The sequence below is a fragment of the Lysobacter sp. CFH 32150 genome (assembly GCF_022758295.1).
GTDB lineage: Bacteria > Pseudomonadota > Gammaproteobacteria > Xanthomonadales > Xanthomonadaceae > CFH-32150.
In genome coordinates, this window is sequence record NZ_JALDWJ010000008.1 from 252,995 (window position 1) to 278,697 (window position 25,703).

The following is a 25,703-nucleotide window of genomic DNA, read 5'->3' on the forward strand; positions in this document are numbered from 1 at the left end:
CGATCCGACGATGCACCCGCGCCATCCCGGCACTGGAGTCAACGAATGAAGCGTCTGTCCGCCACCCTGCTTGCCCTTGGCCTCGCGGCCGCCGCCGGTATGGCGTCGGCGCAGACGTATGGCACCTATGGGAACAATGCCCCTTATTACCGCAACAGCGGCTATACCAATACCAACCAGGTGTACCCGGACCGTTACGGCAATACCAACTCGGCGATCTACGACTATGCGCGCGTGATTCGCGTCGATCCGGTCATCGATTCGCGCTACGGCTACGGCAACACGGCGAACCAGGGCCAGAACTGCTACGAGCGCACCACGGTCGAAGGCAATGACGGCTACTACGGCAATGACCCGTACCGCCGTGATGATTATTACGGCAATGACCCGTACCGCCGTGACAACTACGGCCGCGATCCGTACTACCCGCAGCAGTCCGGCTACGGCACCAACACCGGCCGCACCATGGCGACCGTGATCGGCGGCATCGCCGGCGCGGTGCTCGGCAGCAAGGTCGGTGGCGGCACCGGCACCTACGCCGCGACGGCGATCGGCACGATGGTCGGAGGCATGGCTGGCCGACAGATCTACGAAAGCTCGCAGCGCAATCGCCAGCCGCGCACAGGCACGGTGCGCATCTGCGATCCGGTGCCCGCGCGCAGCGGTTACGGCAGTTATCCGGTCAATGAAGGCAGCGTCACGGGGTACGACGTGACCTACGAATACGCCGGCCGCCAGTTCACTTCCCGCACCAACTACCACCCGGGCGACCGCATCCGCGTGCGAGTGGATGTGCGGCCCGAGTGACCGCGGCGAAAAAGAATCGGGGGTGGAGTTGGGGGCCGCAAGGCCCCCTTCTTTATTTGCGTCCGCCAGAAAGCCGTTGCACCAGTTCGCTCATGGCCTGCGGCGCAAGCAGGACCACCCGGCTGTACTTCACCTGGATCAATCCTTGTGCTTCCCACGCCTTGAGTTCCTTGCTCACGCTCTGCCGCGTGGCACCCAGCATGCGCGCGAGATCGTCCTGCGGCAGATGCAGGTCGATCAGCACGCCATCGCCTTGCGCGATGCCGTAGGTGCGCGACAGCTCCAGCAATCGTTTGCCGAGCCGTGCCGCCAGTGGCAGCACCAGCGTGTCCTCGACGAAGTCGAGCACGGTGCGCAACCGCCGGCACAACAGCTTCGCAAAGGCGCGGTACAACTCGGGACGCTGGTCGAGCAACGCGAGGAAGCGGGCTCGCGGCAGCAGCATGACTTCGGTATCGCCGACGGCATGCGCGTCCTGCGGCCGCGGCTGGCCATCGAACATCGACACTTCACCGAACCAGCTGCCCGGTTCGAACAACGCCAACAGCACTTCGCGTCCGTCCGGCTCCGACACGCTGATGCGGATACGGCCGCGGACCACGCCGTACAACCCCTCGGCTGCATCGCCGCGGGCGTACAGCAGTTCGCCGTCCCGCAGGCGCTTGCGCGATGACATCGCCGTGAGTTGCGCCACCACCTCGGGCGAGAAGTCGCGCAACCACGGATCGGCGATGGCGTCTTCGGGCAGGTCCATGGCGGCCAATGGCTTGGTGGCGGACGAAGTGTCGGCAAGCCGACGGTCGGCGTCCAGCACCCTTGCTATGGTTGTGTCGCATCCAATACGCGAGGTGTGCGATGGACATCCAGGACATCCGCAGCAAGGTCTCGTCCGAGGAGTGGGCGTTGCGCGTCGACCTCGCCGCCGCCTATCGCCTGGTCGCGTTGTTCGGCTGGGACGATCTGGTCTTCACGCATCTCACGGTCCGCGTGCCTGGGCCGGAGCACCATTTCCTCATCAATCCTTACGGCTTCGGTTTTGAAGAAATCACGGCCTCCTCGCTGGTCAAGGTCGGTTTGGACGGACAGCCGGTCATGGCGACGCCACACCTGGTGAACCCAGCCGGTTTCACCATCCACAGCGCCGTCCATTCCGCACGCGAAGACGCCCTGTGTGTGATGCACACGCACTCGCTCAACGGCGTCGCGGTCTCGGCGCAGAAGGAGGGTGTGCTGCCGATCTCGCAGCAGTCGCTGTTCGTGCTGGCGTCGCTCGGCTATCACGACTACGAGGGCGTGGCCCTGAATGAGGACGAGAAACCGCGGCTGGTGCGCGACCTCGGCGCCAACATCTTCCTCATGCTGCGCAATCATGGCCTGCTCACGGTCGGGCCGACCGTCGCCGATGCGTTCCTCGCGATGTACCTCTTCGAAGCAGCCTGCATGATCCAGGTGCGCGCGTTGGCTGGCAGTCGCGAGCTGATCGAAGTTCCAAAGCCCTTGGTCGACGGTATCAAGGCCCAGGCGATGCAGGTCACGCGCGGCCTCGGTGGTGCGCTGGCGTGGCCATCGCTGCTGCGCAAGCTGGACCGCCGCAATCCGGGCTACGATCAGTAAGCCAGCGCGATCGCGCTGCTTGGGAGAGGCTCGTGCAGGATAGTCTGCTGATCAAGGTGGGTCTGCCGATCGCGATCATGATCATCATGTGCGGGATCGGGCTGACGCTCACGCTCGCCGATTTCCGCCGCATCCGCGAACGCCCCAAGCCGGTAGTGATCGGCCTTGTCGGCCATTACCTGCTGCTGCCACTGCTGGGCTTCGCAGTGGCCTGGGCGTTTTCGCTGCCTACCGAGCTGGCCGTCGGATTGGTGCTGGTCGCCGCTTGTCCCAGCGGCAGTACCTCCAATGCATTGACGTTCCTCGCGCGCGGCAACGTCGCGTTGGCGGTGACACTCACGGTGATCAGCGCGCTGGTGACGTTCCTGAGCGTGCCGCTGCTGGTCAACCTGGCGTTGGATGTGTTCGGCGGTGAAGCGCGCGAGATCAAGTTGCCCGTCGGGCCCACCATCAAGCACCTGGCGTTGCTGGTATTGCTGCCGGTGATGATCGGCATGGCGGTGCGGAGCATCGCACCGTCACTCGCACAGAAGGTGGAACCGGCGGTCGGCAAGTTCGCGATGGCGGTATTGCTGGTGATTGTCGCGGCGCTGGTGTATGTCGAGCGCGACATGATCGCCGACATGATGGTGAGGGTCGGGCCCGCGGCATTGACGTTGGGCTGCGCAGCGATCGGGTTCGGCTACCTGCTGGGTCGCGTGAGCGGCCTGGTGTTGCGCGACGCGATCACGGTCGGCATGGAAGTCGGCGTCCAGAACGCCACGCTGGCGATGGTGATCGCGCTGACGTTGCTGCAGTCGCCGCAGATCGCGCTGCCCGGGGCGATCTACGGCTTGCTGATGTATCTGCCGGCACTGGCGACCGTGGCGTTGGGCCGGCGCGCGGTGGCGCGGCATGAAGCGCTGGGCACGGCTTTGGCTGGTTAGCCAGCAAGGCCTCTTCGTTGGCTTTTTTGCTGGCTTTTTTGTTGGCCTTTTTGTTGGCCTTTTTGTTGGCCTTTTTGTGGGAGCGACGTAAGTCGCGATGCTATTCGCGACTTACGTCGCTCCCACAGTGACTGCCACACTGGCTGCCACAGTTGCTCAGTTCACCTTGAGCTTGCGCGCAAACGCCGTGTACCAACGCAACGGCAGGAAGCGCTTGAAGTAGACCGCGATGCGTTCTTTGCCGGCGATGAGCACTTCGTACTGGTCGCGTTCGACCGCCTGCCAGATCTTCTCGGCGCAGACCGACGGGTCCATGCCGCCTTGCAGGTGGACATCATCCTTCCCCCAGGGCTGACCACCGGGGCCGAGGGCATTGACCGAAACATTCGTGTTGACGAAGCCGGGGCAGGCCAGGGTGAAACGAATCCCCTTGTCGCCCAGTTCGATCCGCGCACTGTCGTACCAGCCGTGCAGCGCGTGCTTCGCGGCCGCGTAACCGGTGCGCCGCGCCATCGCGATATGGCCGAAGACCGAACTCACCACCGCGACATGTCCACTACCGCGCTGCAGCCAGCCAGGCAGCAGCGCCTGCGTCAGCGCGACAGGGGCGAAGAAATCGACTTCCATGATCTGCCGATAAGCGGGCATGCCCGTCTCGAGCGCCGACGTGCGCTGCGAAATGCCGGCGTTGTTGGCGAGGACATCGATCGGGCCGAAGAAACCTGCGGCGTGTGCCGCCAGTGCCTGCGAGTCGTCGAGACGGGTGAGGTCGACCGGCAGCAGTGCCGCGTCCTGCGGGCGCGGCAGGCTCTGGCGTACGCGTTCCAGTTCCGCTTCGCGGCGTGCCGACAGGATCAGTTTCGCCCCGCGCGCCGCCGCGCGCTGCGCCAGGCCTTCGCCGATGCCGCCGGAGGCGCCGGTGATCCACACCACTTTGTTGCTCAGATCGGTCATGTCGTGCGCCCGTTTCGATTGGCGTCAACGATAACTGATGAGCCTGCGGTGTGCGCCTTCGAAATGCGCATGCTCGTTGAGCGTGGACAGGTGCACGCCACGTTCGCCGACGACGAGCTTGGTCACCGCCGCGTTGGCCAGGGTCCAGCTGATCTTGAACCCCTCGCTACGAGGAATGCGCAGCAGGTCGGCCGCCAACGCCGAGATCGGACCGCCGGAAGTAAAGACCAGTGCATTCTGCGAAGGCTGCAGCCGTTGCGCGAGTCGTTGCAGCGCGTCGTTCGCGCGTGTGCAGAAGCCGGGGAAGGATTCGGTGTAGTCGGCATCGTGCTCGCCACCGACCCAGCGCGAGACGGCACGCGAGAAGAGATGCTGGAAGGCGCGGTGCGGATCGTCCGTAGCCAGGACTTCGTCGTGCAGTACTTGCCTGTCGACATAGCGTGGCTCGAAGCGAACGATCAGTTCCTCGTGGTCGTATTCGTTCCAGCCGATGTCTTCGTCCCATTGCGACACGAGCTGCATCGCCCGCAGGCAGGCTTCGGCGGTCTGCCGATGTCGCTGCATGCCTCCGCAAACCACCAGGTCGACTTGCGGCACGCGTATGCGCAGGGATTCGCCCAGGACGCGCGACTGCTCGATGCCCAGGCCGGACAGACGGTCGTAGTCGCCATCGCCGAATGACGCCTGGCCGTGGCGGATCAAATAGATCGCTGCCATGTCAGAACAGCTTGCGAACCATGCCCAGCGGCAGCCGCTTCATCAGGAAGCCCATCGGCGCCCACGGCCACCAGGGCACGTAGGCCTTGGCGGGTTCCTTCTCGATCGCTTTCGCCAGCAGGTAGCAGCCGCGCTGTGCGTCGATCATGAAGGGCGTGTGCTCAGCGGGCGCATCCTGGTTCATCTCCGTGCGGATGTACCCCGGGAAAATCGTGCTGACTTCGATCCCCGGCTTGCGCAACATGTCGGCGCGGATGCCTTCGGCCAGCGCGGCCACGCCGGCCTTGCTCGCGGCGTAGGCGGTCAGGCCGCCATGCATGCCGCGCATGGCGCTCATCGAGGAGATGATGACGAGGTGGCCGGTCTTCTGCGCGCGAAAGATCTCCATCGCCGCCTCGCATTGCGCCAGCGCAGCGATGAAGTTGGTTTCGATGATGTCCTTGTTGCGTGCGAAGCCGCCCTTGCCGATCGGTACGCCCTGGCCGATGCCGGCGTTGACGATCACCCGATCCAGCGAGCCGAGGTCTTCGCGGAAGGCACGGAACACCTCGAACACCTGAGCATGCTCGGTGACATCGAGCGTACGGATCGCGACTTTGATACCGGGGTTCGCCGCTTCGAGTTCGCCCTTGAGCTGCTGCAACCGATCGATGCGTCGCGCGCACAACGCAAGGTGGTGGCCGCGCGCCGCGAACTCGCGCGCCATGCCGGCGCCCAGTCCCGAGCTGGCGCCGGTGATCAGGATGTTCTTGCGCATTGAGCTCCCCATCGGAGTGATACCCATCGAAATGATTCCTTACGCCCCAGGCAGCACGACAATCTTGCCGCGTAGCTGGCGGCCTGCCATGCGTTGCAGCGCTGCGGCTGCGCCGGCCAACGGTATTTGTTCGGTGACTGGAGGCGCGATCTGCTGCTTGCGGAACCACGCCAGCAGTTGCAGCAGGTGCGCCTGCTGGTCCTTCGGATTGCGCCGTGCCCAATCACCCCAGTACACGCCGAGGATCGCGCGTTCCTTGAGCAGGGCGAGGTTCAACGGAATTCGCGGGATATCGCCGGCGGCGAAACCCACGACCAGCAGGCGCCCACCCCATGCAGTGGCACGCAGCGCGGCTTCGCTGTGCGTGCCGCCGACGGGGTCGTAGACCACATCGACGCCGCGCTTGTCGGTCAAGGCATCCAGGCGCCCGCGTAGGTCCTCCGACACGTAATCGATGGTCTCGTCGGCGCCGTGTTCCCGGCACAGCGCCAGCTTTTCCGCGCTCGACGCCGCCGCGATCACGCGTGCGCCCATGAGCTTGCCGATTTCGATCGCCGCGATGCCGACGCCGCCCGAGGCGCCCAGCACCAGCAGCGTCTCCCCTGCCGCGAGCTTGGCGATGTCCTTCAGTGCGTGCAGCGAGGTGCAGTAGGTCAGCAGCAAAGCTGCGCCGGTCGCGAAATCCATGTCCTCCGGCAACGGTATGACGGCGCGCGCATCGACCGCGCATTCCTCCGCCAGCGCGCCATGCGGCACGAGCGCCATCACCCGATCGCCGACCTTGACGTGGTCGACGCCTTCGCCGATCGCCTTGACCACGCCGGAGAACTCGGCCCCGGGTGAAAACGGCAGTGCCGGCTTCACCTGATACAGCCCTTGCACCATCAGCGCATCGGGGAAGTTGAGCGCAGCCGCCTGGATGCTGACAACGACTTGACCCGGCCCGGCGCTCGGCGACGGAACGTCTTCGACCTTCAGGTTCTCGATCGGGCCGTATTCATTGCAGACGAGTGCTTTCACGTGGACTCAAGCCTTGTTTGCGTTCCGCATTGCGCGCCGGCAGCGCCAATGCAGGTAGTTGACGAACAGCCAGAACTGCTTGAACGCGGGATTGCGCGTCTGCCTGTGGTGGTAACGGTAGTAGATCTGTTGCGCGATCGCGGACAGGCGGAACAGGCCATAGACCTCGTAGAAGGCCCAGTTTTCCGGGTGGAAACCGGTTCTGTCGCAGTAGTACGCCACCACTTCCTTGCGCGTGAGCATCCCTGGCAAATGCGTGGGCTGGCGGCGCGTGTTCTGCGCCATGAAATCATCGTCGGCCTGCACCCAGTAGGCCAGCATGTTGCCGAGGTCCATCAAGGGGTCGCCCAGTGTGGCGAGTTCCCAGTCGAGGACGCCGACCACGCGCGTCGGATCGTGCGGGTCGAGGACCACGTTGTCGAAGCGGAAGTCGTTGTGGGTGACGCAGATGCGTTCCTGCGCCGGCAGGTTGGCCTGCAGCCACGCCATTATTTTTTCACCGCGGGGGACGTTCCAGGTGCGCGCGTCGCGATAGCGCTTGCTCCAGCCCTCGATCTGGCGGCGGGCATAGCCGCTGCCCTTGCCGATCTGGTCGAGTCCCGCTGTCTGCGGGTCGATGCGATGCAGCGCGATCATCGTGTCGAGCACGTTGAGGCATAGCCGTCGCACGTGGGTCGGTGGCAGTTCGAGGCCGCGTGGCAGGTTCTTGCGCGGGATGATGCCGTCGAGGCGTTGCATCACGTAGAACTCGGCGCCGATCACGGCCTCGTCGTCGCAGTACGCAATCATCGCCGGCACGAACGGGAACACCGGCATCAACGCCTTCTGGATGCGGTATTCGCGACCCATGTCGTGCGCGGACTTGGCCTTGGTGCCGGCGGGCGGGCGCCGCAGGATCAGGTCGTGTGCGTCGTACTCGAGGCGGTAAGTCCAGTTGGATGCACCGCCGGTGTACTGGGTGATCTTCGGCGTTCCGGACAGACCAGGCACGTGCTGCTTGAGCCACGCGTCGAGGCGCGCGACATCCAGTTCCTCGCCGGCACGCACCACGCTGGCCTGGTCGCTGGCCGGCGCGGCACTCACGTGGACGGTGCCTTGCGCTGCATGCGCGCCTCCACCTTCGCCAGCTGTCGCCGCATCATCACCAGGTACCAGCGGTAGGGCAGGTAGCGCTTGAGTCGCCATGCGCGGCGGGCCTCCGGGTGGGTGAGGATGTGGGTGTCGCCATGCGCGACGCCGTCGAAGATCAGTTGCGCGATTTCGTCCGGGCCGATGCGTGCGCGTTCGACCAATCGCTTCGTCATGCTTTCGAGTTGTGGATTGCTGGCACGCATGTTCTGCGCCAGTGCGGTACGGAAGAACGCCGGGCAGACGACGGACACACCGATCCGGTCGGCTTCCAGTTCCAGCTGCAGGGTTTCCGACAGCGCGACCACGGCCGCCTTGGTTGCGTTGTAGGCGCCCGCGTGCGGCATGTAGACCAGGCCGGCCATCGAGGCGATGTTGACCAGCTGACCGCCGCCTTGTTCACGCAGCAGCGGCGTGAACACCTTGCAGCCGCGCACCACGCCAAGCAGGTTGATGTCGACGATCCACTGCCAGTCGGCCAGCGTGGCATCGCCGATGCCGCCCATCTGTGCGACGCCGGCGTTGTTGACCACCACGTCGACGCCGCCCCACTGCTGCTTGAGCCAGTCGGCGGCGGCCTGCAGGTCTTCTTCGCGGGTCACGTTGCAAGCCAGAGCATGACTTTGTGGCGAATGCTGTCGCAACGCCGCCAGGGTCTCGGCGCAGCGTTGGACGTCGAGATCGCCGATGCACACGCGCCAGCCTGCGCGCGCATAACGCTCGGCGAGTGCGCGACCGAGCCCGGAGGCACCGCCGGTGATGAAGATGCGTCGGCTCGAGGTCATGCCGTTCGAAGTCATGCCGCATGGCTCCGTTGCTTGTATTTGTTCAATTCCATCCGCGCCACCATCGCACGATGCACTTCGTCTGGACCATCGGCGATGCGCAGGGCGCGCGCGAGCATGAACAGGCCGGTGAGCGGCACGTCGTGCGAGACGCCGGCGCCGCCATGCATCTGGATGGCCTGGTCGACGACGGTCTGCAAGACGTTGGGTGCGATCACCTTGATCGCGGAAATCTCGGTCATCGCGTTCTTCACGCCAACGGTGTCGATTTTCCACGCGGCGTACAGCGTGAGTAGCCGCGCCTGGTCGATGGCCATGCGCGCATCCGCGATGCGTTCGCGGTTGCCACCGAGTTCGATCAACGGCTTGCCGAAGGCAGTCCGGTTGAGGCCGCGTTCGATCATCAATTGCAGTGCGCGTTCGGCGGCGCCGATGGCGCGCATGCAGTGATGGATGCGGCCAGGGCCGAGCCGGCCCTGCGCGATCGCGAAGCCCTTGCCCAAGCCCAGGAGCAGGTTGCCCTTCGGTACCCGCACGTCGTCGAACACCAGTTCGCCGTGACCGAACGGCGGATCGTATTCGCCGAAGGTCGGCAGCATGCGTTCGATGCGCACGCCGGGGGCGTCCAGTCGCACCAGCACCATGCTGTGGCGCGCATGCGGTTCGGCATCGGGGCTGGACAGGCCCATGAAGATCGCGAGCTTCGCATTCGGATGGCCGAGGCCGGTCGACCACCATTTGCGGCCGTTCAACACCAGCGCATCGCCGTCCTCGTGGATCGTCGCCTGCATGTTGGTGGCGTCGCTGGATGCCACTTCCGGTTCGGTCATGCAGAACACCGAGCGGATTTCGCCGGCCAGCAGGGGTTTGAGCCACTGTTCCTTCTGCGCGGCATTGCCGAAGTGGTACAGCACCTCCATGTTGCCCGTGTCCGGCGCATTGCAATTGAAGATCTCGGCGGCGAATTCGTAGCGACCCATCGCTTCGGCCAGCGGCGCGTAGTCGAGCGTGCTCAGGCCGGCGCCGAGTTCGGCGTCGGGCAGGAACAGGTTCCACAGGCCGGCAGCGCGCGCCTTGGCCTTAAGGTCTTCCATCTGTGGCGGCACGCGCCAGCGGGTCCAGTCACCGTCGGGATTGAGCGCGCGTACTTCCTGCAGATAGGTCTCGCCGATCGGTTCGACATGGATGCGCATGAAGTCGCGCAGGCGTTCCAGCATCTCCTGCGAGCGGGGCGAGGGGCTGAAATCCATGGGCTGCTTCCGCGCTAGAAAGCAACCAGCTTAGGCAGCCCAATTTCATCATTCAAATTTAATCTATGAATCAGTTAGCATCACAGGCATGAATGAAAGCAGCGCTCCGCGGATCGACCTGAACCTGTTCCGGGTGTTCGAGGCGATCTACCGTGCCGGCAGTCTCACCCGCGCCGCGGAGGAGTTGCACCTCACCCAGCCTGCTGTCAGCAATGCACTGGCGCGGCTGCGGTCGCATTACGACGATCCGCTGTTCGTGCGCGAGGGCCGCAAGATCGCGCCGACGCCGCTGGCGCATGGCATCGCAGACGAGGTCGCGCAGGCGTTGCGCACCCTGCGCGACAGCGTGCAACGCGCAGGCCATTTCGACCCGGCGGGTTCGACCCGCCGCTTCGTGATCGGCATGCCCGAGTCGCTGGAATTCACTTTGTTGCCGCGCCTGGTCCAGGCCCTGCATGCGCAGGCGCCACAGTTGCGCGTGCACAGCGTGCGCATCGACCGTGAGCGGCTGGCGCGACAGCTGGTGTCCGGGGATCTGTCGCTGGCGCTCGACGTGCCGCAGCCGCTTGGACCGCGCATCCGCCAGCAACGCGTACTGAAGGACCGCCTGGTGGTGGCGATGCGGCCCGGGCATCCGCTGGCGAAGACGACATTGGGCACGGCCGGATGGCTGGGGGCGCGGCATGTGGTGGTGTCCGGCCGCAGCAGCGGGCCGACGCTGGAGGATGTCGCGCTCAGTCGCCGTGGACTCGGCCGCGAAGTCGCGTTGCGCTGCCAGAACTACTACGCCGCATGCCGCATCGTCGCCCATTCGGACCTGCTGCTGACCTTGCCGCAGTCGCATGGCGAATGGCTGAGCCGCGACCTCAAGTTGCACCTGGCCGACGCGCCGATCCCGCTGCCGGCGCTCGAGATCATGATGTACTGGCCCGAAGGCGCCGAGGCCGACGCCGGCAACCGTTGGCTGCGCGAACATGTCGGCGCACTCAGCGGCAGCGGTGCGATCACGGCTGCAAAGCAGAAGAAGGCGAGAGCATGACGGCGAACGAACGGGCGAAACCCCGCATCTGCGTCTTCGGTGCCGGCAGCATCGGCTGCTACGTCGGCGGGCGATTGCAGGCGGCGGGTGCACCGGTGCGCTTCATCGGTCGCGCGCGACTGTCCCAGGAAGCCGCCGAACATGGGCTGCACCTCACCGATTACCGCGGTGCGGACATGCGGGTGCCGGCTGGCGCAGTCGATTTCCAGACCGACCCGCAGGCTGCAGCCGATGCCGACCTGGTGCTGGTCACGGTCAAGTCCGCCGCCACTGCCGAGGCCGGCCGCGCACTGGCCGCCGTGCTCAAGCCGGGTACGACTGTGATCAGCTTCCAGAATGGCCTCGGCCACGATGGGACTTTGCGCGCGGTGCTACCGGATGCGGTCGTGCTGGCGGGCATGGTGCAGTTCAACGTCGTCGCGCGAGGCGGCGGGGCATTCCACCAGGCCACCGAAGGTGCGCTCGCGGTCACGCAGCACGCGTCGCTGCAGCCGTTCGTCGGCGATTTCGCGCAAGCCGGCTTGCCGCTGCATCAGCATGCCGACATGGTCGCCGTGCAGTGGGCCAAGTTGCTGCTCAATCTCAACAATGCGATCAACGCGCTGTCGGACCTGCCGATCAAGGAAGAGCTTTCGCAGCGCAGCTACCGCCGTTGCCTGGTGCTGGCGCAACGCGAGGCGCTAGGCCTGCTCGATGCTGCGGGCATCCATCCGGCGAAGCTGACCGCGGTGCCGCCACACTGGATGCCGTACGTGCTCGGACTGCCCGACGCGCTGTTTCGCCGCGTCGCCAACGCGATGATCGCGATCGACCCGTTGGCCCGCGGATCGATGTGGTACGACCTGCATGCCGGCCGCCTGACCGAAGTGGATTGGTTGAACGGCGAAGTGGTGCGGTTGGCGAAAACGCTGCGCCGCGACGCGCCGGTCAATGCGCGCCTGGCGGCATTGGTGCATGCGGTGGAGCAGGGGGGACGACGTGACTGGCCGGGCGAGGAGCTGCTGCTGCAGCTGCGGCAAGCCGCCGACCATCCTATGGGAGCGACGTGAGTCGCGATCGTGGGGCCCCGTATCGCGACTCACGTCGCTCCCACAAATAGCTCCCACAAGTAGCTCCCACCGGGCAACCGATCAGGGCCAGTCGATGTTGCCGCGCACGACATTGCAGATATGCCCGCCGGACCAGACTTCGCCTTCGTCGTCGACGCGCAGTTGCAGCCGTGCATCGTGTCCGACCTCGCGGCCCTGGCTCACGACATAGCGGCCATCGCTGCCTGGCAGCGCGTCGTTGTGCTTCAACCATGCGGCCAGCGTGGCGTTGGCCGCGCCGGAAGCGGCATCCTCGAAGTGCGCTGGCGCGCCGACGAAGGCACGGACCACCAGGTCGTAGTCGCGGCCCGCGTCGGCCCGGGCAAACGCGCACAGGCCCATGCTGTCGGTGGTGACGGCGAGCGCACCGATCGCGAGCCAGTCAGGCGTCGCATCGCGTAGTGCTGCTTCGTTGGCGAACTCGGCCAGCCACCAGCGGCGGCCGCCATCCATCAGGGCCGGCGGCAGGGCGCCCAACTGCACATTGCGCAGCACGGCGACCAGGCGCACGTCGTTGAGATTGGCGACTTCGACCACCCGTGCCCGTGGCGTGCGGATCGCGATCGTGCGGCGCACGCCTTCGCCGTCGACGCTCAGCGGCAGCAGTCCGGCAATGCCTTCCTGTACCAGTCGACCGTCGACCGGTGTCGCCAACCCCGCCTCCAGCACCACATGCGCGGTGCCGACGCTGGGATGGCCGGCGAATGGCACCTCGCGGCGCGGGCTGAACATGCGGATGCGATAACTGGCGCCGGGTTGGGTCGGCGGGAACACGAAGGTCGTCTCCGGCAGCCGCGTCCACTTGGCGATGGCCTGCATCGACGCGTCGTCCAGGCCTTCGGCATCGAGCACCACGGCCAGCGGGTTGCCCGCGCCGGGGCGGTCGGCGAAGACATCGAGTTGCAGGTAGCGGCGCAGCGTCATTCGGTGCGGGTCCGGGGCGGGAGTTCGACTAGAATTGCAGGTTCATGCCCGCGGCAGCGGCGGACGCGCGATTCTAGGGCGTTCGGACACTTTCAGTTGTAATCATCGGCACATAACTCAATTCACTATGAGGGCTGGCGTGGAAGCAAAGCGTTGGGTCGTACTCAAGTTCGGCGGCACCTCGGTGTCCCGCCGCAACCGTTGGGACACCATCGGACGCCTCGCTTCGAAACGCATGACCGACGACGACGTGCGCGTGCTGGTGGTGGTGTCGGCGCTGTCTGGCGTCACCAACGAACTGCAGGCGATAGCGAACGGTGACGGCATCGCCGCGCGCATCGCAGCGTTGGTCGAGCGCCACCGCGCGTTCTGCGCCGAGCTCGACCTCGATGCCGACGCGGTGCTCGGCGAGCGTCTCGCCGCATTGCAGGCGCTGGCCAGCGACCCGCGCGCGGCGGAACGCACGCTGGACTGGCAGGCCGAGGTGCTTGCGCAGGGCGAATTGCTGTCTTCCACGCTCGGTGCTGCCTACCTGCGATCGCAGGGCCACGACTTCGGCTGGTGCGATGCGCGCGACTGGCTCGATGCGATCACGCTGCCGAACGTCAGCGAATGGGCCAAGCGCCTGTCGGTCAATTGCAAGCGCGAAGGCGACGCCGAATTCGGCACGCGTTTCGCGCAGCAGCAGACACGCATGCTGATCTCGCAAGGCTTCATCGCCCGGCATGCAGACGGCGGCACCGCGATCCTCGGCCGCGGCGGTTCCGACACTTCGGCGGCGTATTTCGGTGCCCTGCTGAAAGCGCAACGCGTCGAAATCTGGACCGACGTGCCCGGCATGTTCACGGCCAATCCGCGTGACGTGCCCGATGCCCGTTTGCTGACGCGCCTCGACTACGCCGAAGCACAGGAAATCGCCACCACCGGCGCCAAGGTGCTGCATCCGCGTTCGATCGCGCCGTGTCGCGACGCCAACGTGCCGATGGCCATTCTCGACACCGAGCGTCCCGACCTGCCGGGCACCAGCATCGACGCCGCCGCCGCGACCGTGCCTGGCGTCAAGGCGATCAGCCGCCGCAATGGCATCGTGTTGGTGTCGATGGAAAGCATCGGCATGTGGCAACAGGTCGGCTTCCTCGCCGACGTGTTCGAGCGCTTCAAGCGCCACGGCCTGTCGGTCGACCTGATCGGTTCGTCGGAAACCAACGTCACCGTCTCGCTCGACCCCAGCGAGAACCTGGTCACCACCAACGTGCTCGAAGCGCTGAGCGCGGATCTCGCCGAGGTCTGCCGGGTCAAGGTGATCGCGCCGTGTGCGGCGATCACGCTGGTCGGCCGCGGCATGCGTTCGCTGCTGCATAAGCTGTCGGACATCTGGGCCACGTTCGGCAAGGAACGCGTGCACCTGATCTCGCAGTCGTCCAACGACCTCAACCTCACCTTCGTCATCGATGAAGCCGACGCCGACGGCCTGTTGCCGCAGCTGCATGCGGAACTGATCCGTGGCGGCGCGATGCCGGTGCAGGAAACGACGGTATTCGGCCCGAGCTGGCGCGAGATCGCGCACGGCAAGCCGCAGCGGCGCACGCCGTGGTGGGTCGGTGCACGCTCGAAGCTGCTCGCGTCGGCCGTTACGCCGCGCTACGTGTACAACCTCGCGACCGTGCGGGAACGCGCACGCGAACTGGCGCAGAGCGAGGCGATCGATCGCTGCTTCTATGCGATCAAGGCCAATTCCCATCCGGCGATCCTGCGCACGATCGTGGCCGAAGGCTTCGGCCTGGAATGCGTCTCGCTGGCCGAGCTCGAGCATGTCTTTGCGACGGTGCCGAGCCTCGCACCGCAGCGCGTGTTGTTCACGCCGAGCTTCGCGCCGAAGCGCGAGTACGAAGCTGCCTTTGCACGCGGGGTCACGGTCACCCTCGACAACCTTGAAGCCCTGCAGCGCTGGCCGGACGTGTTCCGTGGCCGCACGCTGTGGTTGCGGCTCGACCTAGGCCATGGCGAAGGCCATCATGAGAAGGTGCGTACCGGCGGCGTCGCTGCAAAATTCGGCCTGCCCGTGGCGCGCTTCGATGCGTTCGTCGACGAGGCGCGCAAGCTCGGCATCCGCATCAGTGGCCTGCATGCGCATCTCGGCAGCGGCATCGACGATCCGCGGCATTGGCGTGAGGTGTACGCCAATCTCGCCGGTCTCGCCGACAACGTCGGCACGGTCGAAAGTCTCGATATCGGTGGCGGCCTGCCGATTGCCTACGCACCGGACGCGCAGGATTTCGATATCGCGCTGTGGCGCAGCGGCCTCGATGAAATCAAGGCGGCCTACCCACGCTACGGCCTCGTCATCGAGCCGGGGCGTTACCTGGTCGCCGAAAGTGGTGTGCTGCTGCTGGGCGTGACCCAGGTCGTCGAAAAAGACGGCGTGCGCCGCGTCGGCTGCGATGCCGGCATGAACGCGTTGATGCGGCCCGCGATGTACGAGGCCTACCACGGCATCCACAACCTGAGCCGGCTCGATGACAGCGCGACCGCCGCGTTCGATGTCGTCGGTCCGATTTGCGAAAGCAGCGACGTGCTCGGCCGCGGCCGGCAGTTGCCGCTGGCCACCAGCGAAGGCGACGTACTGCTGGTTGCAGACGCCGGCGCCTACGGCATGGCGATGGCCAATACCTACAACCTGCGGGCATTGCCGGCAGAGGACGTGATTGAGTAGGGCGGGTCTTGACCCGCCGCTTTTCGGCATTCTGTAACGGCGGGTCAAGACCCGCCCTACGCAAGGTGGTTTGAGAATGAGTGAGTGGCAGTTCCAGCGCGACGCAATCCGCGCGTTCCGTTTCGTACGTTGCAGTTTCGATGCGGCGAGCGGCGTGGCGCAATTGGTCTATGCGTTCGACGAAGGCCCGGAGCTGGTCGAGAAGATCACGGTGCCGGGCGCGCCTTTTGCATTGGATGACGCGCGTGCCGAAGCCGTCGAACGCGCGTTGCGTTTGCTGCACCTGATCACCGGCGTCAGTTATTACAAGGCCGCGGTGCCGCCGGAAATCCGCATCGAATCGTACGCGATCGATGCGGACACGGCGGCGTTGCTGACCCTGATCTACGAGAACGGCCTGGGCGAGTTCGCTTATCGCAATGGGTTGAACCTGCACGGCAAGATCCACTTTCCCAGCGGGAGTCAGGCGATCGCGACTCACGTCGCTCCCACAGTCACAGCCGCGCCTGTACCCACGCTCGGCTTGAGGGAACATGCGCTGGTCGCCATCGGCGGCGGCAAGGATTCGCTGGTCAGCATCGAAGCCTTGCGCACACTCGGCGTCGATCAGACCGTCACCTGGATCGGCGGCTCGCAATTGATCGCAGCCTGCGCGCAGCGCACCGGCTTGCCGACGCTGAATATCGGCCGCGCGCTGGCGCCGCAATTGTTCGAGATCAATCGCCAGGGTGCCTACAACGGGCACATCCCGGTGACTGTGTTGAACTCGGCGATCATGGTGCTGGCCGCGTTGCTGCACGGCGTCGACCAGGTCGTGTTCTCGAACGAACGCTCGGCCAGCTACGGCAGCCTGATCCTCGCGCCTGATGGAAGCATCACGGGTGAGGTGAATCACCAGTGGTCGAAGGGCTGGGCCTGCGAACAGGCCTTCGGCGACTACGTTCAGCGCTACGTCGCTGCCGACCTGCAGTACTACTCGCTGCTGCGACCTCTGAGCGAACTCGCGGTCGCAAGACAGTTCGCAAAGACCGACCATTACGATGCGCACTTCAGCAGCTGCAATCGCAATTTCCACATCCTCGGCGAGCGTCCGGCCAATCGCTGGTGCGGCGTGTGTCCGAAGTGCCATTTCGTGTTCCTCGCGCTGGCGCCGTTCATGCCGAAGCCGCGCCTCGTCGGCATCTTCGGCCGCAACCTGCTCGATGATCCGGCACAGACCGCCGGTTACGACGGTTTGCTCGAATTCCAGGACCACAAGCCGTTCGAGTGTGTCGGCGAAGGCCGAGAGTCGCGGGCAGCGATGGCAGCGTTGGCCGAGCGACCGGAATGGCGCGAAGACGCGCTGGTCGAACGGTTCGCGCGTGAGATCCGGCCGCAGTTGGACGCTGGCGAATTGCGGATTGAGCCGTTGCTCGTGCTCGACGAAGAACACCGCATCCCGCAGCAGCTGTGGGAACGCCTCCGTGCGCTGCTCGCTGCATAACATCCGGCAGCTTGAAGGCAAGCGCGTCGCGCTGTGGGGTTGGGGCCGCGAAGGCCGCGCCGCCTACCATGCGCTCCGTTCTCGATTGCCGGAACAGCCTCTCACGCTGTTCTGTTCGCCGGATGAAGCTGGCGACGCCCACGCTCTGGGCGATACGCGATTGCTGGTCGAAACCACTGCTACCGCCGAAGCGCTGGCTGCTTTCGATGTAGTGGTCAAATCGCCCGGCATCAGTCCATATCGTGCCGAGGCCGTCGCGGCAGCAGGGCAGGGCACGCGCTTCATCGGCGGCACCGCGCTGTGGTTCGCAGAGCACGCCGAAGCTCGCACGATTTGCGTCACGGGAACCAAGGGCAAGAGCACGACGACCGCATTGCTCGCGCATCTGCTGCGCGCTGGCGGTCGCGTCACTGCGCTCGCCGGCAACATCGGCCTGCCGCTGTTGGAGTTGCTCGATCCGCCCACATCGCCCGAGTTCTGGGCAATCGAACTCTCGAGCTACCAAACCGGCGATGTCGCCGACAGCGGCGTGCGACCCGAGGTCGCGGTCGCGCTCAATGTGTTTCCGGAGCATCTTGACTGGCACGGTTCGCAGACGCGCTACGTCGACGACAAGCTACGTCTGCTGACCGAAGCCAGGCCGCGGGTCGCAGTGCTGAACGCCAACGATGCGACGCTCGCGTCGTTGGCGCTGCCAGACTGCGAGGTGCGCTGGTTCGGTCGCGAGGATGGCTGGCATCTGCGCGACGATGTCCTGTACCGCGGCGACACATTAGTCATGAATACCGTGACCCTGCCGCTGCCTGGCCTGCACAACCGCGGCAATCTGTGCGCAGTGCTGACGGCGGTCGAAGCTTTAGGACTGGATGCGGTCGCATTCGCGCCGCATGCCGCATCCTTCCAACCCTTGCCACACCGCTTGCAAACACTCGGCACGCGGGATGGCATCACCTACGTCAACGATTCGATCAGCACCACGCCACATGCGAGCCTCGCGGCGTTGGAAGTGTTCCGCGACCGACGCGTGGCGATCCTGGTCGGCGGGCACGATCGCGGTATCGACTGGACCGCGTTCGCCGAGGCGATGCAACGGCAGGCGCCGGCGGCGATCGTCACCATGGGACAGAACGGCCCGCGCATCCACGCATTGCTGGCGCCGATAGCGATGCAGTCGGACTTCCGACTGACGGCCGCGGACGGTCTCGCTGACGCACTGACCCAGGCGCGCGATGCGCTAGCGGGCGACGGCGTGGTGCTGCTGTCGCCGGGGGCGCCGAGCTTTGGTCCGTACCGCGACTATGTTGCGCGTGGCCGTCACTTCGCCGAACTGACAGGATTTGACCCCGACATGATCAGTGCGATCCCGGGTCTCGGCATCGCTTGAGTTTTCACGCCTGCGCAACTTCGGCTGCGTAGGCTCCCGAACTTCCAAGGAGGATTCCGTCATGCGTCGAGTCGTTGCTGCAATCACCCTCATGCTGTGCGCCGTGCCCGTGTTCGCGGCGATGCAGACCAAGCCCGTCGAGTGGAAGGTCGGAAAAGAGACTTTCAGCGGCACGCTCGTCTACGACGGCACCAATGCGATCAAACGTCCGGGCCTGGTGATGGTGCCGAACTGGATGGGCGCGACGGACGACTCCGTCGAGAAGGCGAAGCAGGTCGCCGGCGACGACTACGTGGTGCTGGTGGCCGACGTCTACGGCAAGGGCGTGCGGCCGAAGAATGGCGAGGAAGCGCTAGCGCAGGTGCGGAAGGTCTATTCCGACGGTGGCGTCCAGTTGCGCGCGCGTGTCAACGAGGCGGTGAAAGTGCTGAAGGCGCAGGCCGATACAGCGCCGCTCGACGTGGCCAGGATTGGCGCGTTCGGTTTCTGCTTCGGTGGCTCAGCCGTGCTGGAGCTCGCCCGCAGCGGTGCGGATGTCGCTGGCGTGGTCAGCCTGCATGGCGGCGTGGATACGTATCTTCCCGCCGAGGGCAACAACGTCCGCACGTCGATCCTCGTCCTCAATGGCGCCGATGACGCCAGCGTCACCGACGAGAACATCGCGGCCTTCGAGAAGGAAATGGATGCCGCCAAGGCCGACTGGCAGTTCGTCGATTTCAGTGGCGCCGTGCACTGCTTTACCCAGCCGGAATCGAACAATCCGCCGAACTGCGTCTACAACGAACGCGCGTCGAAGCGCGCCTTCGAGATGATGCACGACTTCTTCCGCGAGCGATTCGCGGCGAAGTGATTAGTGGTCGCGGTTGACCGCGTAGTGCGCCAGGCCGCGTAGCGCCGCCACGTATTCGTTGTCTTCGAGGCCGTCGAGCGCGCGTTCGGCGGCTTCGGCATATTCGCCAGCGCGTTGGCGGCTGTAATCGAGCCCGCCGGTGGCGTGGATTGCGGACATCACTTCCGGCATGGCGTCGGTGTTGCCGTGTTCGATCGCAGCGCGCAGGCGTTCGCGGGTCGATGTGTCGCTGTGCGCGATGGCATGGATCAGCGGCAGCGTCGCCTTGCCTTCGGCGAGATCGTCGCCGAGGTTCTTGCCGAGGATGTCGGCGTCCGATGCGTAATCGAGCACGTCATCGGCGATCTGGAATGCGTAGCCGAGGTTGAGGCCGTAGGCGTGCAGGGCATTGCAGGTGGCGGCATCCGCGCCGGCCAACAAGGCACCGAGCCGCGTGGCAGCGGCGAACAGCACTGCGGTCTTGCGCTCGATCACGCGCAGGTACGCGGCTTCATCGGTGTCCGGATTGCGCACGTGCAGCAGTTGCAGCACTTCGCCCTCGGCGATGGCGTTGGTGGTGTCGGCCAGGATGCGCATGACGGGCATGCGATCGAGTTCGACCATCAGCTGGAAGCTGCGCGAGTAGAGGAAGTCGCCGACCAGCACGCTCGCCGCATTGCCCCAGACGGCATTGGCGGTCTTGCGGCCACGGCGCAGGTCGGACTCGTCGACGACGTCGTCGTGCAGCAGGGTGGCGGTGTGGATGAACTCGACCACCGCGGCCAGCTGGTGGGCATCGGGGCCGCGGTGCCCAAGCGCACCCGCCGCGAGCAACAACAGCATCGGCCGCAGCCGCTTGCCGCCGGCGCCGACGATGTATTCGGCGACCTGGTTGATCAGCACCACATCGGAGGCTAGCCGGCGCCGGATCAGGGCGTCGACCGCCGCCATGTCGTCGCGGGCCAGGGCCTGGATGGTGGCCAGATCGGTGGCGGGCTGACGCAAGGCGCTGGCAGGCATAGGGCGGCCGAAACGTAGGGGAGGCGAATTATACGAGGCGCAAGGTTTGCGCCTCGAATGCCTGGAAGAGAGCGTTTTCAGGTCAAAACTTGACAATAATTCTCAATTGAAAATGAACGTCGGTCACGATATCGTGGCGAGGCACTAGACAAACTGTTGAAACGTAGAGGTGAAATACGTTCAACAGGATAAATTTGGTCAACAAAGCGGTATTTTCGGGAAGCAGGGGACACAACATGTTGATGGGTGCTTGCCTCGCCATGGCGCGAGGTATGAGGCCGTGTGCCGTTGTCGGGCGCCACTCTCATGTTGCGCAGGATCGAAGGCAGGCCGTTGCGACATTGCCCGCCCGGCTCCTTGCTGCCTTTCTTCTTCTTGGCGGGCTCTGCCTTGGTGCTGCGCCTTTCGCGCAAGCGCAGACGGTGACCGCGCTGCAGGACACAACCTGTGCGCGCGATCGTGCTGGCGGATTGAACTGCACCGCCAACGATTTTACCGTCGGCGCGACTCTCGCCAATGGTCCGGGCTCTCCGCCTTCGTGCGTCGCTGGCAGTACGGTCACGGTAGAGGTCGATCTCAGCCTGACTTCGAACAGCCCCAACCGCTACGACGTCGGCTTCTTTGTCGGCCAGTCCGGCAACAGCCCGACCAGCGCTGGTGGTCAGTGCTCGGTGGCAACCTTCCCGGAGTCGCCATTTCCCTGGGTCGACCTGGACCTGCAGGCAGGCGACACCTGCGGCGACTTCCTTGGCCCCTCGCAATCGGCAACGCCGCGAATCCAGAGCGTCAAACTGATCTGCCAAGGGGATGCCACCACCGGCGAACTGCTGGTGCCCTATACCTTGGTGTATTCGCAGAACGGCGCGGCCGTTTGCGCAGGACCGGCCAACGTCGTGCCCGGTACGAGCGCCAAATGCCAATCCGGCACAGCTCGCGTCAGCACGTTCGTCGTCAATGGTTACGTCGATGTCACCAAGCAGACCCTGCCTGATGGCGATACCACCAGTTTCGGCTTCACCACCAGCGGTTCCGTCACAACCGCGCCAACCAGCTTCAACCTGACCGACAACAACACCCAGCGGGTCACGATGGCGATCAATGGCAGCGCCCGCCAGTTGACCGTCGATGAAAACGTGCCGGCGCATTGGCGCTCGACCATCAGCTGCAGCAGCGGCACGGTCGACACCAGCGGCCAGGCCAATGGCACGCTGGTCGCTACGCTGCAGAATTCGTCGCCCAACGCCGCCTGCACGGTCACCAACACCAAGCGCAGCCGAATCACGATCCAGAAGAACGTCGGTGGACGGGTGCTGGCCGCGGACCAGTTCACCGTATCGGTGTCCGGTGCAGGCAGCAGCACGCTGACCGATACCTCCGATGTCGCCGTCACCGCCGCCGCCGCAGGCATCGCCACCACTGGCACCGGTACCGGCGTCACCTCCACCAACACCTTCTTCGCCACGCCCGGCCAGGCCCTGACCCTGACCGATGCGATGGCAGTGGGCAGCAGTTCGCTGCTCTCGCAGTACGACACCCGACTGACGTGCACCAATGCGTTCACCGGCTCCGGCGCCACCGGCGGTTTGCCGAATAACCAGTCCGTGTCGAGCTTCAGCCTCACCCCGGCGCCTGGCGACGACATCACCTGCACTTACAGCAACACCGCGCGGCCGCGCCTGAGCTTGCAGAAAGCCATCGCTGCGCCCGGACGTTTTGCCGGCAGCGACCAGTTCGCGCTGACGATTTCCGGCACGGGTGGTCCTGCCAGCGTCACTACTACCGGCGCCGGTACCTCGGTGACCTCGGCGGCAGCCACGTTGACCGGCACTGGCGGTGCGGCTTACACCCTATCGGAAGCGGCGGCGGGTACCACCAATCTCGCCCTCTATGGCAGCAGCATCAGTTGCAGCAACGCGAATGCCGGGTCGGGCACGGTACTGCCCAGCGGCAGCGGCACCAGCTTCGGCCTGACGCCGGCGAACAACGACGACATCAGCTGCACGCTCACCAATGGCCGCAAATCCGCCAACCTGCGCCTGGCGAAGGCCTGGTCGAATGCCGCGGTCAACGACACCGCCTCGCTCAGCACCACGGGGTTGATCAACGACGCCAGTCTGAATTCGACAGCCAACGCCGCGTCCGAGACCGATACCGGCGCAATCGTCACCGTGTATGCCGGCGAAACGGCGACGCTGGCCGAGATCCTCGGCGGAGGCAACAGCGGCCAATACAACGCCAGCGCATGGAGTTGCAGTGGCGGCACCCTGACGGGCAACAGTCTGGCCATCAATGCCGCCGATGCCGGAACCACGATCACCTGCACGATTACCAATGCCCGCGCGACGCGCACGGTAACGGTCGCGAAATCGCTGAGTCCGAGTGGCGACAGCGGAAAATTCACCCTGCAGATCAACGGCAGCCCGGTCGCCATCGATGTCGGCAACGGCGGCAGCGGAAGCACTGCCGGCGTGCCAGTCGGCAGCACCGTGAACGTTGCGGAGATCGCAGGTACCGGCACTGTGCTGGCGGATTACGTCTCCAGCTTGTCGTGCAGCGGCGTAGGCGGCGTGTCCGGAACCACTGCGGGCAGCTTCACGCTGCCTGACAACGACGTGACCTGCACGTTCACCAACACGCGCAACACGGCGACGCTGACGCTTACCAAGACGGTCGTCAACGACAACGGCGGCACGACACTGGCGACCGCATGGACGCTGAGTGCTTCCGGCCCAACCCCGATCAGCGGCACGACCGGCAGTGCAGCGGTGACCAACGCGGTCGTCGATCTTGGAACCTACACGCTAGTCGAGTCCGGCCCCGGTGATTACCTGCAGACAGGCCTGGCATGTAGCGGCGCTGCGGACACCAGTCCAAACGATGGCTTGACCCTCGTGGCAGGCGAAGTCGTGAGTTGCCAGTTCACCAACGACGACCAGGCGGCGTCGCTGACGCTGGATAAGAGCGCGTCGGTGGCGGACACCAATGGCAATCTGGTGATGGGCGATGCCGGTGACTCGATCACCTACACCTTCAGCGCGACCAACACCGGCACGGTGACGTTGGCGCCGGTGACGGTCAGCGATCCGCTGCTGCCCAGTCTGGGCTGCACGATCGCCACCTTGGCACCGGGTGCCAGCGCCAGCTGCACCGCGACGAACAACACGTATGTGATCACTGCGGCCGATGTGACCGCCGGCAATGTCGTGAACACGGCGACCGCGACTGGCGATGCCCCGGGCACGATGACCGACCCGACCGCGACCGATACCGCCACGGTGACGACGGCGGCGACGCCGACCGCGTCGCTGACGCTGGCGAAGAGCGCATCGGTGGCCGATACCAACGGCGATCTGGTCACCGGAGATGCAGGGGACACGATCACCTATACGTTCAGTGCGACCAACACAGGCACCGTGACGTTGGCCCCGGTGACGGTGGCGGATCCGCTGTTGCCGAGCTTGGGCTGCACGATCGCCAGCTTGGCACCGGGTGCCACCTCCAGTTGCACCGCGACGAACAACACCTATGTGATCACCGCGGCAGATGTCACCGCAGGCGACGTGGTGAACACCGCGACCGCGACCGGCGATGCGCCGGGCACGATTGTCGATCCGACCGCGACCGATACGGCCACCACCTCGACGGCGGCAACACCGGCGGCCTCGCTGACGCTGGACAAGTCCGCGAGCGTGGCAGACACCAACGGCGATCTGGTCACCGGCGATGCAGGGGACACGATCACCTACACGTTCAGTGCGACCAATACCGGCACGGTGACCTTGGCGCCGGTGACGGTCAGCGATCCGCTGCTGCCGACGCTGAGCTGCTCGCTGGCGTCGCTGGCACCCGGTGCGACCGCGTCCTGCGCGGCGACCAACAACACCTACGTGATCACCGCCGCCGATGTCACGGCGGGCAGTGTGGTGAACACCGCGACGGCGACCGGCGATGCGCCGGGCACGATTGTCGATCCGACCGCGACCGACAGCGCGACGGTGACGACGGCAGCAACGCCGACGGCGTCGCTGACGCTGGCGAAGTCGGCTTCCGTGGCGGACACGAACGGCAATACGGTGACGGGCGATGCCGGGGACACGATCACTTACACGTTCAGTGCGACCAACACGGGCACGGTGACGTTGGCGCCGGTGACGATCACCGATCCGCTGCTGCCCAGTCTGGGCTGCACGATCGCCAGCTTGGCACCGGGTGCCACCTCCAGTTGCACCGCGACGAACAACACGTATGTGATCACCGCCGCCGATGTGACGACGGGCAGCGTGGTCAACACCGCAACCGCGACTGGCGATGCGCCGGGCACGATCGTCGATCCGAGTGCGACCGATACCGCCACCACGCCGACGGCCGCGACGCCGACGGCGTCGCTGACGCTGGCGAAGAGCGCGAGTGTGGCGGACACCAACGGCAACCTGGTGACAGGTGATGCCGGCGACACGATCACCTACACGTTCAATGCGACCAACACCGGCACGGTGACGTTGGCGCCGGTCACGGTGACCGATCCGTTGCTGCCGACGCTGGGCTGCACGCTGGTGTCGTTGGCGCCGGGTGCGACCGCGTCGTGCGCAGCAACGAACAACACCTACGTGATCACGGCCGCCGATGTGACCGCGGGCAACGTGGTGAACACTGCGACCGCGACCGGCGATGCGCCGGGCACGATCGTCGATCCGACGGGGACCGATACGGCCACCACGCCAACGGTGGCAACGCCCACGGCCTCACTGACGCTGACCAAGAGCGCAGCAGTGACGGACACCAACGGCAACACGGTGACGGGCGATGCCGGCGACACGATCACCTACACGTTCAGCGTGGAGAACACGGGCACGGTGACGTTGGCGCCAGTGACGGTGGCGGATCCGCTGCTGCCAAGCTTGAGCTGCACCATCGCCACCATGGCGCCGGGCGCGACGGCCAGTTGCGCGGCAACGAACAACACGTACGTCATTCAGGCAGGCGATGTGGGCGGGGTGACGAACACGGCGACGGCGACGGGCGATGCGCCCGGGACGATCCCGGATCCGTCGGATAGCGACACGGCGTCCACGCCGGAAGTGGCGACGCCGGTAGCGTCGCTGACGCTGGCCAAGAGCGCGGCGGTGGCGGACACCAACGGCAACCTGGTCACCGGCGATGCCGGCGACACGATCACTTACACGTTCAGTGCGACCAACACGGGCACGGTGACGTTGGCGCCGGTGACGATCACCGATCCGCTGCTGCCGAGCTTGGGTTGTACGC

Annotated in this window: 20 protein-coding genes; 10 read left to right on the forward strand and 10 right to left on the reverse strand. The window is 65.5% G+C overall.

Annotated elements, in window-relative coordinates; all coding sequences use genetic code 11:
- Window positions 1-45 precede the first annotated feature (45 nt).
- Window positions 46-807: a glycine zipper 2TM domain-containing protein gene (locus tag MO486_RS12720; RefSeq protein ID WP_242908271.1), complete on the forward strand. Its 762-nt coding sequence runs from the start codon at window positions 46-48 to the stop codon at window positions 805-807.
- Window positions 808-859: 52 nt separating this feature from the next.
- Here the strand turns inward: MO486_RS12720 and MO486_RS12725 are convergent, their stop codons facing one another.
- Window positions 860-1,621, reverse strand: coding sequence for a Crp/Fnr family transcriptional regulator (locus tag MO486_RS12725; protein WP_242908273.1), 762 nt, complete (start codon window positions 1,619-1,621; stop codon window positions 860-862).
- A 41-nt stretch (window positions 1,622-1,662) separates the two neighbouring features.
- On the opposite strand from MO486_RS12725, the gene MO486_RS12730 reads away from it, so the two are divergent.
- Window positions 1,663-2,421 carry a class II aldolase/adducin family protein gene (locus MO486_RS12730; RefSeq protein ID WP_242908275.1) on the forward strand — a complete coding sequence of 253 codons (759 nt, stop codon included), beginning with the start codon at window positions 1,663-1,665 and terminating at the stop codon, window positions 2,419-2,421.
- A gap of 32 nt (window positions 2,422-2,453) precedes the next feature.
- Window positions 2,454-3,347 carry a bile acid:sodium symporter family protein gene (locus MO486_RS12735; protein WP_242908277.1) on the forward strand — a complete coding sequence of 298 codons (894 nt, stop codon included), beginning with the start codon at window positions 2,454-2,456 and terminating at the stop codon, window positions 3,345-3,347.
- A 156-nt stretch (window positions 3,348-3,503) separates the two neighbouring features.
- Here the strand turns inward: MO486_RS12735 and MO486_RS12740 are convergent, their stop codons facing one another.
- The 7 genes from MO486_RS12740 to MO486_RS12770 are packed head-to-tail and all read right to left on the reverse strand — an operon-like array spanning window position 3,504 to window position 9,958.
- Complete coding sequence (locus MO486_RS12740; protein ID WP_242908279.1) at window positions 3,504-4,301, reverse strand: SDR family oxidoreductase; 798 nt, start codon at window positions 4,299-4,301, stop codon at window positions 3,504-3,506.
- Between the two features lie 24 nt (window positions 4,302-4,325).
- Complete coding sequence (locus tag MO486_RS12745; protein WP_242908281.1) at window positions 4,326-5,018, reverse strand: histidine phosphatase family protein; 693 nt, start codon at window positions 5,016-5,018, stop codon at window positions 4,326-4,328.
- Window position 5,019: 1 nt separating this feature from the next.
- Window positions 5,020-5,775 (reverse strand): SDR family oxidoreductase, encoded by a 756-nt coding sequence (locus tag MO486_RS12750; RefSeq protein ID WP_242908283.1) that lies wholly within the window; start codon window positions 5,773-5,775, stop codon window positions 5,020-5,022.
- 39 nt (window positions 5,776-5,814) lie between these two features.
- The gene (locus tag MO486_RS12755) at window positions 5,815-6,795 is read right to left on the reverse strand and encodes an NADPH:quinone oxidoreductase family protein (protein WP_242908285.1); all 981 of its coding nucleotides are present in this window, start codon (window positions 6,793-6,795) and stop codon (window positions 5,815-5,817) included.
- Between the two features lie 6 nt (window positions 6,796-6,801).
- A complete protein-coding gene (locus MO486_RS12760; RefSeq protein ID WP_242908287.1) occupies window positions 6,802-7,878 on the reverse strand; it encodes a phosphotransferase family protein in 1,077 nt (358 codons plus the stop codon).
- Window positions 7,875-8,723, reverse strand: coding sequence for an SDR family oxidoreductase (locus tag MO486_RS12765; RefSeq protein ID WP_242908289.1), 849 nt, complete (start codon window positions 8,721-8,723; stop codon window positions 7,875-7,877). Before MO486_RS12765 ends, MO486_RS12760 begins: the two co-directional genes overlap by 4 nt.
- Entirely contained in the window at window positions 8,720-9,958 is a 1,239-nt protein-coding gene (locus tag MO486_RS12770) for an acyl-CoA dehydrogenase family protein (RefSeq protein ID WP_242908291.1), read from the reverse strand. Before MO486_RS12770 ends, MO486_RS12765 begins: the two co-directional genes overlap by 4 nt.
- An 88-nt stretch (window positions 9,959-10,046) precedes the next feature.
- Here MO486_RS12770 and MO486_RS12775 point away from each other — a divergent pair, with 88 nt between their 5' ends.
- Entirely contained in the window at window positions 10,047-10,997 is a 951-nt protein-coding gene (locus tag MO486_RS12775) for a LysR family transcriptional regulator (RefSeq protein WP_242908293.1), read from the forward strand.
- Entirely contained in the window at window positions 10,994-12,046 is a 1,053-nt protein-coding gene (locus MO486_RS12780) for a 2-dehydropantoate 2-reductase (RefSeq protein ID WP_242908295.1), read from the forward strand. Before MO486_RS12775 ends, MO486_RS12780 begins: the two co-directional genes overlap by 4 nt.
- Before the next feature lie 81 nt (window positions 12,047-12,127).
- Here the strand turns inward: MO486_RS12780 and MO486_RS12785 are convergent, their stop codons facing one another.
- Window positions 12,128-13,009: a PhzF family phenazine biosynthesis protein gene (locus MO486_RS12785; protein WP_242908297.1), complete on the reverse strand. Its 882-nt coding sequence runs from the start codon at window positions 13,007-13,009 to the stop codon at window positions 12,128-12,130.
- 139 nt (window positions 13,010-13,148) lie between these two features.
- Here MO486_RS12785 and MO486_RS12790 point away from each other — a divergent pair, with 139 nt between their 5' ends.
- The 4 genes from MO486_RS12790 to MO486_RS12805 all read left to right on the forward strand — a co-directional run bounded on the left by MO486_RS12790 (window position 13,149) and on the right by MO486_RS12805 (window position 19,439).
- Window positions 13,149-15,722 (forward strand): bifunctional aspartate kinase/diaminopimelate decarboxylase, encoded by a 2,574-nt coding sequence (locus MO486_RS12790; protein ID WP_242908299.1) that lies wholly within the window; start codon window positions 13,149-13,151, stop codon window positions 15,720-15,722.
- Between the two features lie 76 nt (window positions 15,723-15,798).
- Window positions 15,799-17,205 carry a UDP-N-acetyl-alpha-D-muramoyl-L-alanyl-L-glutamate epimerase gene (gene murL / locus MO486_RS12795; protein WP_242908301.1) on the forward strand — a complete coding sequence of 469 codons (1,407 nt, stop codon included), beginning with the start codon at window positions 15,799-15,801 and terminating at the stop codon, window positions 17,203-17,205.
- A complete protein-coding gene (gene murD, locus MO486_RS12800; protein WP_242908306.1) occupies window positions 17,186-18,589 on the forward strand; it encodes a UDP-N-acetylmuramoyl-L-alanine--D-glutamate ligase in 1,404 nt (467 codons plus the stop codon). Before murL ends, murD begins: the two co-directional genes overlap by 20 nt.
- A gap of 61 nt (window positions 18,590-18,650) precedes the next feature.
- Window positions 18,651-19,439 (forward strand): dienelactone hydrolase family protein, encoded by a 789-nt coding sequence (locus tag MO486_RS12805; protein WP_242908308.1) that lies wholly within the window; start codon window positions 18,651-18,653, stop codon window positions 19,437-19,439.
- Here the strand turns inward: MO486_RS12805 and MO486_RS12810 are convergent, their stop codons facing one another.
- On the reverse strand, window positions 19,440-20,438 hold the full coding sequence (locus MO486_RS12810; RefSeq protein WP_242908310.1) for a polyprenyl synthetase family protein: 999 nt from the start codon (window positions 20,436-20,438) through the stop codon (window positions 19,440-19,442).
- Window positions 20,439-20,860: 422 nt separating this feature from the next.
- Here MO486_RS12810 and MO486_RS12815 point away from each other — a divergent pair.
- On the forward strand, window positions 20,861-25,703 hold a 4,843-nt coding region (locus MO486_RS12815), incomplete at its 3' end, for a hypothetical protein (RefSeq protein ID WP_242908312.1).